This is a genomic window from Candidatus Culexarchaeum yellowstonense, assembly GCF_024707025.1.
In the GTDB taxonomy this organism is placed as follows: Archaea; Thermoproteota; Methanomethylicia; order Culexarchaeales; family Culexarchaeaceae; genus Culexarchaeum.
The window spans coordinates 1-5,543 of record NZ_JANGFQ010000211.1 but is presented as its reverse complement, the minus strand read 5'-3'; the positions used below and the strand labels follow the sequence as shown (position 1 = coordinate 5,543).

The 5,543-nt window shown below is 37.6% G+C and carries 7 protein-coding genes; 3 read left to right on the top strand and 4 right to left on the bottom strand.

Annotated elements, in window-relative coordinates:
- A partial coding sequence (locus tag MRT15_RS11305) for a DEAD/DEAH box helicase (RefSeq protein ID WP_304330325.1) occupies positions 1–1,385 on the top strand: 1,385 nt, incomplete at its 5' end.
- A gap of 87 nt (positions 1,386–1,472) precedes the next feature.
- On the opposite strand, the gene MRT15_RS11300 is transcribed toward MRT15_RS11305, so the two are convergent.
- Together MRT15_RS11300 and MRT15_RS11295 are read right to left on the bottom strand one after the other, a co-directional pair.
- Positions 1,473–1,637 carry a hypothetical protein gene (locus MRT15_RS11300; RefSeq protein ID WP_304330323.1) on the bottom strand — a complete coding sequence of 55 codons (165 nt, stop codon included), beginning with the start codon at positions 1,635–1,637 and terminating at the stop codon, positions 1,473–1,475.
- 177 nt (positions 1,638–1,814) lie between these two features.
- Positions 1,815–2,249 carry a hypothetical protein gene (locus MRT15_RS11295; RefSeq protein WP_304330322.1) on the bottom strand — a complete coding sequence of 145 codons (435 nt, stop codon included), beginning with the start codon at positions 2,247–2,249 and terminating at the stop codon, positions 1,815–1,817.
- 156 nt (positions 2,250–2,405) lie between these two features.
- On the opposite strand from MRT15_RS11295, the gene MRT15_RS11290 reads away from it, so the two are divergent.
- Together MRT15_RS11290 and MRT15_RS11285 are read left to right on the top strand one after the other, a co-directional pair.
- Positions 2,406–2,951, top strand: a complete 546-nt coding sequence (locus tag MRT15_RS11290) for a uracil-DNA glycosylase family protein (protein WP_304330320.1) — start codon at positions 2,406–2,408, stop codon at positions 2,949–2,951.
- 142 nt (positions 2,952–3,093) lie between these two features.
- Positions 3,094–4,185 carry a hypothetical protein gene (locus MRT15_RS11285; RefSeq protein WP_304330319.1) on the top strand — a complete coding sequence of 364 codons (1,092 nt, stop codon included), beginning with the start codon at positions 3,094–3,096 and terminating at the stop codon, positions 4,183–4,185.
- Positions 4,186–4,269: 84 nt separating this feature from the next.
- Here the strand turns inward: MRT15_RS11285 and MRT15_RS11280 are convergent, their stop codons facing one another.
- Positions 4,270–4,470, bottom strand: coding sequence for a hypothetical protein (locus MRT15_RS11280; protein ID WP_304330317.1), 201 nt, complete (start codon positions 4,468–4,470; stop codon positions 4,270–4,272).
- A 57-nt stretch (positions 4,471–4,527) separates the two neighbouring features.
- Positions 4,528–5,543 (bottom strand): hypothetical protein (locus MRT15_RS11275; RefSeq protein WP_304330316.1); only part of this gene is annotated, 1,016 nt, incomplete at its 5' end.

Sequence of the window (5,543 nt, the reverse complement as noted above, 5' to 3'; positions counted from 1 at the left end):
TTTTTGATGTTAAGGGTGGATATCCCTTAGATGAATTCCAATTGGAGGCTGTTGAATATGCTTTGGGACTTGGTGATGGTGAATCTCTCCTCATAATTGGTCCTCCTGGAACTGGTAAGACTCGTGTGATTGCCAAAATAGCTTATGAATTGTATAGGAGGGGGGAGAGGGTTCTAATAGCTTCACATACGAATAGGGCTGTTGATAATGCTCTTGAACTTTTGCCAGTTGATATATCTTTGAGGGTTGGTAGACCTGAGAAGGTTCTGCCAAATATTAGACCATACCTACTCAGTTATAAAGCTAAAACGATTTTGGGGTCGAAATTGGAGGAGTTGGAGAATAGAATACGTGGAATGAAGAAGGCTCTTCAATATTTTCATCAAATTAAGGATGAATGGTTTAGGATTGGTCGTTGGATGGAGCATAAGGTTAAGTTGCAGAAAGCTAAGGATCAGTTGAGGATGCTTTGTGAAGAGAGGAATAGGATGTTGAAGTGTGAGAGTGAGAAGTTGGTTGCTGAAGCGAGGATTATAGGTTCAACTTTGATAAAATCTCATCTACCACCACTAGTTAATGAGCATTTTGATATGGTGCTTATAGATGAATGTAGCCAGGCATCTTTAACTTTAGCTTTGTTGGGTATGGTTAAAGCTAAGAAGTGGGTTTTGGTTGGTGATCATAAGCAACTTCTACCCATATTCCAAACATTGGATATTAAGGATAAGAAGGTTCAAGAGAAGTTGAGCATATTCTGCTATATGCTTGACAAGTATAAGGATAGGTCTGTATGGTTGAGGAGGCATTATAGGAGCAATAGCGAGATAATAGGATTCTCAAGCCGTTACATATATGAAGGGAATATCTCCCCCGTAGATAAATGTAGAGAGATAAAGCTTAACATTAAAAGCTATCCCAAGGATATGAAGTTCTTAAATCCAGACATCCCAGTGGTATTCTTGCATGTGGATGGAATGGAATCCATGAGGGAAGATGGTTCAAGGTTCAATGAATCCGAAGCAAAACTTGTAGCAAGAATCGTTAAAACCTTAAAGGGTTTAGGTGTGAAAAGTGAAGATATTGGTGTAATAACCCCGTATAGAGCTCAGAGAGACTACATAAAGGAGCTCATTAAAGATGATGAGCTTGAAGTGAACACCGTAGATTCATTTCAGGGGAGGGAGAAGGACGTAATAATCTTCACAATAACAAGCACAGAAGACATGTCCTTCGTGGAAGATGAGAATAGATTGAACGTGGCATTTACGAGGGCTAGGAGAAAGCTGATAGTGATTGGAAATGCAAAATCAATCCACGAAAAACACAAACTTCTATCCAAATTCGTCTCCTATGCCAAAGAGAGAAGTGGATACTTTGTAGCTTAAAATCGAACTTTAATAAGGCAGAAGATTTGCATTCAAAACTAATTAAAACTTTAAGTTTAAGGTTAAGTATTATGCTGCAAGAACTCTTTAACCTTGATTAATTAATTTAAAGAATTCAGCGCTTGATAAGTCCTCCTCAATTTTCTGTGGATCTAAGGGGTAACGTTCCGGTTTTCCAAGTTCTCTTTTGAGACGTTTATATGTAGTGTAAATTGCCAGTATATTCTTGTACTCTTTCTTAATTTTCTCCATACCATTCCCCCTAATACTTAGTCTTATTAAACTTACTTAACCTTTTTTGATGAAAGGACTTGACAACTTAAAAATTCTACGAATCCTCTTTCAAAGCCAATTAACTAATGAGACTTCGTCATAGGGCGTCTAAACATAATAATATGAGGTATTTATGAGGTCACCTGAAGACTTAGCTTATGCTTCTATTAGTCCTTTTAGGAATCCTTTTATTGCTGGTAGTGTTACGTGTTTTGCTGTTTCAAGCATGGTTGGCTTCGTTATTTCTGGGAGTTCGAATATCAATCCATCCTTCTTCAGTTGTTCTCTTAGCATGTTTACGTTTTCCACAAGCCTTCCAATCTGCTCTAGATATGCTGATAAAGAGTTTAGGTAGCTTATGAGTTTGAATAAGCTTGCTAAGGCTTCCTCATCACTTTTCCCCTTGAATGTTTCCATGTAGCTTTGTATTGGCTGTAAATCCTCTAAAATCTTCTCCAAAGCTTCAGTCATCCTCAATAGTGGGGTAGCCTGCATCTTAACCCTCCCAAGCTCACTACCCAGAATTGCACCATACCTACGCACAGTAAACAATGTCAGACGCCTATAAACTTCACCAACATCCCAACTCATAATTCCCCATAAATTTGATACCAACATTCAATTATTAATGTAATGTTAACAAGTGTAATCGAAAGTAACTTATAGTTTTTTATTATAGTTTTAATAAGTTAAATGGGAGTTTCTATGAACCCTATTATTTCGCGTATATTGAGTAGTGTGTATTGTATGAATTGCCTTATTTTTAAAAATTATGCAGATCGCATTGATGCGCGAAATAGAACTCTTAAACTAAATAATCAGTATGTTCCAGATGCAATTAAGATTTTATTTGTAGCTGAGTCTCCTCCTCGAGCTTTCATATGGGATGATAGAGCCTACTTCTATGCTTCAGGACCTGAGAGACGTAATAGCATTGCATACCACATGAATAAAGCCTTATTTAAAGCGAAGAGCAAAGAAGAATTCTTTAAGCTGTTCAAGGAGAATGGATTCTACTTAATAGACATGGTTAAATGTCCATTGGGCGGCCTACCAGATGAGGAGAAAGAGCAAGTCATCGAGTGTTGCGCAAAATATCTTAACGAAGAAATCCATACACTTAAATTCGAGAAAGCGATTTTTATAGGGAAAGGGACATTCACGATACTTAAGAAAAAGCGCCTTTTAGCGCTCGATTTCCCTTATGAAGTCCTTCCCCTACCATTTGGAAGCTATACTAATGTTAAAAATTTCAAGAAAGAACTAACAAAAATTAAAAGAAGACTTCAGTAAATGATGGAAAATCTAATTAGGGGATTTAGCAACAAACAAAATCATCATCGACATGTTAAAGAGAACATTAAGTCATGATAAGGCTTTATAATTACACATACACATATTAACTCGAAAGTGAAGAGTGTTGGAGGAATTTAATATGCAAACTGTTAAGATATGGGAGTTTTGGTATGGGACGAGGGGGACTTGTTATTATTATGTTCGTGAGGGTAATAAGCTTAGGAGGATTAGTGAGTATGCGGTAAAACAGACGGTAGTTGAGAAGGATGGAAGGAAAGCAAGTATGGAATTTGAAGTGCCTCTGGAGCGAATTAGTGGGAAGCAAATTTATGCATTCTACTATAGTAACAATGGTAACCTTGGTTTACATAAGTGTGGGGTTGATTCGTTTTTGTATAGTGAGCATACGGGGATTCCTAAGCATATGGATCCTGCAGATCTTGAAGAGCTTAATGAGCTGGAAATAGAGATGGAGAATCCTCTTTTGAAGCAGGCTGTACAAGAATTGAGAACTATTTATACGAAGATGATTGATGAAGTTAAGGATTATGCTAGTAAATTAGGTTTTAAGATTGAGTTTGGTCGCCGTGTGAAGCGAACTGCTGAAATATTTGAAGATCCATTAATGGGATATGTTGCTTGCCTAGGTCTTCAAAGTGATGAAGCGAAATTGAGGAGTTTAAAGGTTCCAATGAAATGGATTTATCAGATTTGGGTAATGATGTTGGCATGTAAAGCTTTGGATGTGAAGGAGATAGAGAAAGAACCGTTAATGGGAGAAATATTTTGGTTGATTGAGCAAGGTAGCTCATCCCCCGCCTTTGTAGCGAAAAGCGATACAAACGTTTTCTCCTTCTGGTTTGAATACCAACCAAGCAAAAAAGCTCACCTTAGCGAGCGCCCCGCTGGCAAAAGAAGACCAATGAGACTTGATATTGCAATTTGTAAAGGCAACTATGGATATCCAAGAAGAATAGTGGAGAAATTTGACTTAATCATCGAGTGTAAAAATGAAGATTTCGAATTCTGGGAATCGGATATAGAAGATCAGTTGATCCCATATTTAGAGAAGTATAAGCCTACTAATATGATACTTGCATCAATGAAGCCAGTGCCAATTAACATTAAAAAGGAACTAACAACCATAAGTGTGATTGACAATCTAGCTCCAAACAACGAAAATGCAATACAGGAATTCAGAAAACTAGTCAAGCAATACTTAACAAATTAACTCCACTTTTTTCCAGTTTATCAATAACATTAGGAGATCTCAGTGACCGCAATCTTAAGGATCAAGCTCGATTGAGAGCTGGCATTATCCCATTATTTCTTCATACTTCTTTCTTCCAATTACGTTTTCGATTATTTCGTCTGTTAGGGCTTCGCTTTCAAATCTTACCATGTAGTCTGGTGAGTAGTATTCTATTGGTAGGAGGCTTAGAATGTTTATGGAGCCTAGGTATACTATTTCATCATCTACTATTACTGCTTTGAAGTGTAAAGCCTCAATTTCCACAACCTTTATACCAGCTTAATATCATGTTAGACAAGGCTTTCCTAAAATCTTCGAAGACTAATTATGTGATTGAAAGGAAATTCCAGCAAATGATGGGAAATCTAGTTTAAGGTTCTTAATATCTATATTTAGTGTTCGTCTGATGTACGCTACTAACTCTAGTTCTCCTGAGCCTCCCGGGTAGACGTTGTCTACGATGTCAATGTTATAGCTTGATAGTGCTTTTTTCAAGTACTGAGGGACTGGTTTAAGTGAAGCAATTATCATATGTTCAGGTTGAAATATCTCCATGTAGGGTTTTATCTGTCTTTCCACATCCTTCTCCCAAGAGGGATAGTCAGTATTCTTGCACTCTATTATTAGCTTTATTGCTGGCTTTTGCATGAACTCTTCAGGTTTCTTGGCATAAGTGAAGGTTATATCTGGCCTTAAGGGTATACTACTTAGCCCCAGTCTTTTTCCAATTTCCTCAGCCCTCTTATATATTTCTTTTAGCTCTGGTGGAGCTTTTTCTCTCCAAGCAATACCTTCAAACATTGTGTGGGGGTTCAAGTCGAATTCGTACCACATTGCATAATTATTTATTGTTACTATCGGGGAGTATGGACTCTGCTTGAAAAGTAGCTTCAAAGGCTCAGAAGTAAACTCCCTTAAAATCCTTATGACAATCCAAGTCTGATGAATTTCCTTTGTCAGTTCACGTAAGGACATAGACCTTGCCCTTTCGCTATAGGGTATCAAGAAAGAGACCGGATATTTAAGGTCGTTAAGAATGTGAATATTGACAAGATCCGTTGCCCAAATTTTGCTCCTCCTTTCCGTTATTTCCTTCCTAATGTAGCTCAGCATTGGCCTGTAATACTTGTCCCATTCACCTAGGAATAGTCTCTCGCTTGGTTCTAAGTGAGCTAGCTCGTATTCGTTTATAATGGTTATCGGCAACTCTCGCTTCCTTCTCTTATCCCACTTTAATGGCAGATCCTCAGCTGGAAAAGCCCATACTTCACCAAATGGACCCTTATTAGTAGAGGAAAATTCAATTACTGTCTTACCTTTTATCTTGTCAAGATCCA

Excerpts from the sequence above, each read along its gene's own strand:
- MRT15_RS11300 (WP_304330323.1), bottom strand. The coding sequence starts at position 1,637 with ATGGAGAAAATTAAGAAAGAGTACAAGAATATACTGGCAATTTACACT.
- MRT15_RS11295 (WP_304330322.1), bottom strand. The coding sequence starts at position 2,249 with ATGAGTTGGGATGTTGGTGAAGTTTATAGGCGTCTGACATTGTTTACT.
- MRT15_RS11290 (WP_304330320.1), top strand. The coding sequence starts at position 2,406 with ATGAATTGCCTTATTTTTAAAAATTATGCAGATCGCATTGATGCGCGA.
- MRT15_RS11285 (WP_304330319.1), top strand. The coding sequence starts at position 3,094 with ATGCAAACTGTTAAGATATGGGAGTTTTGGTATGGGACGAGGGGGACT.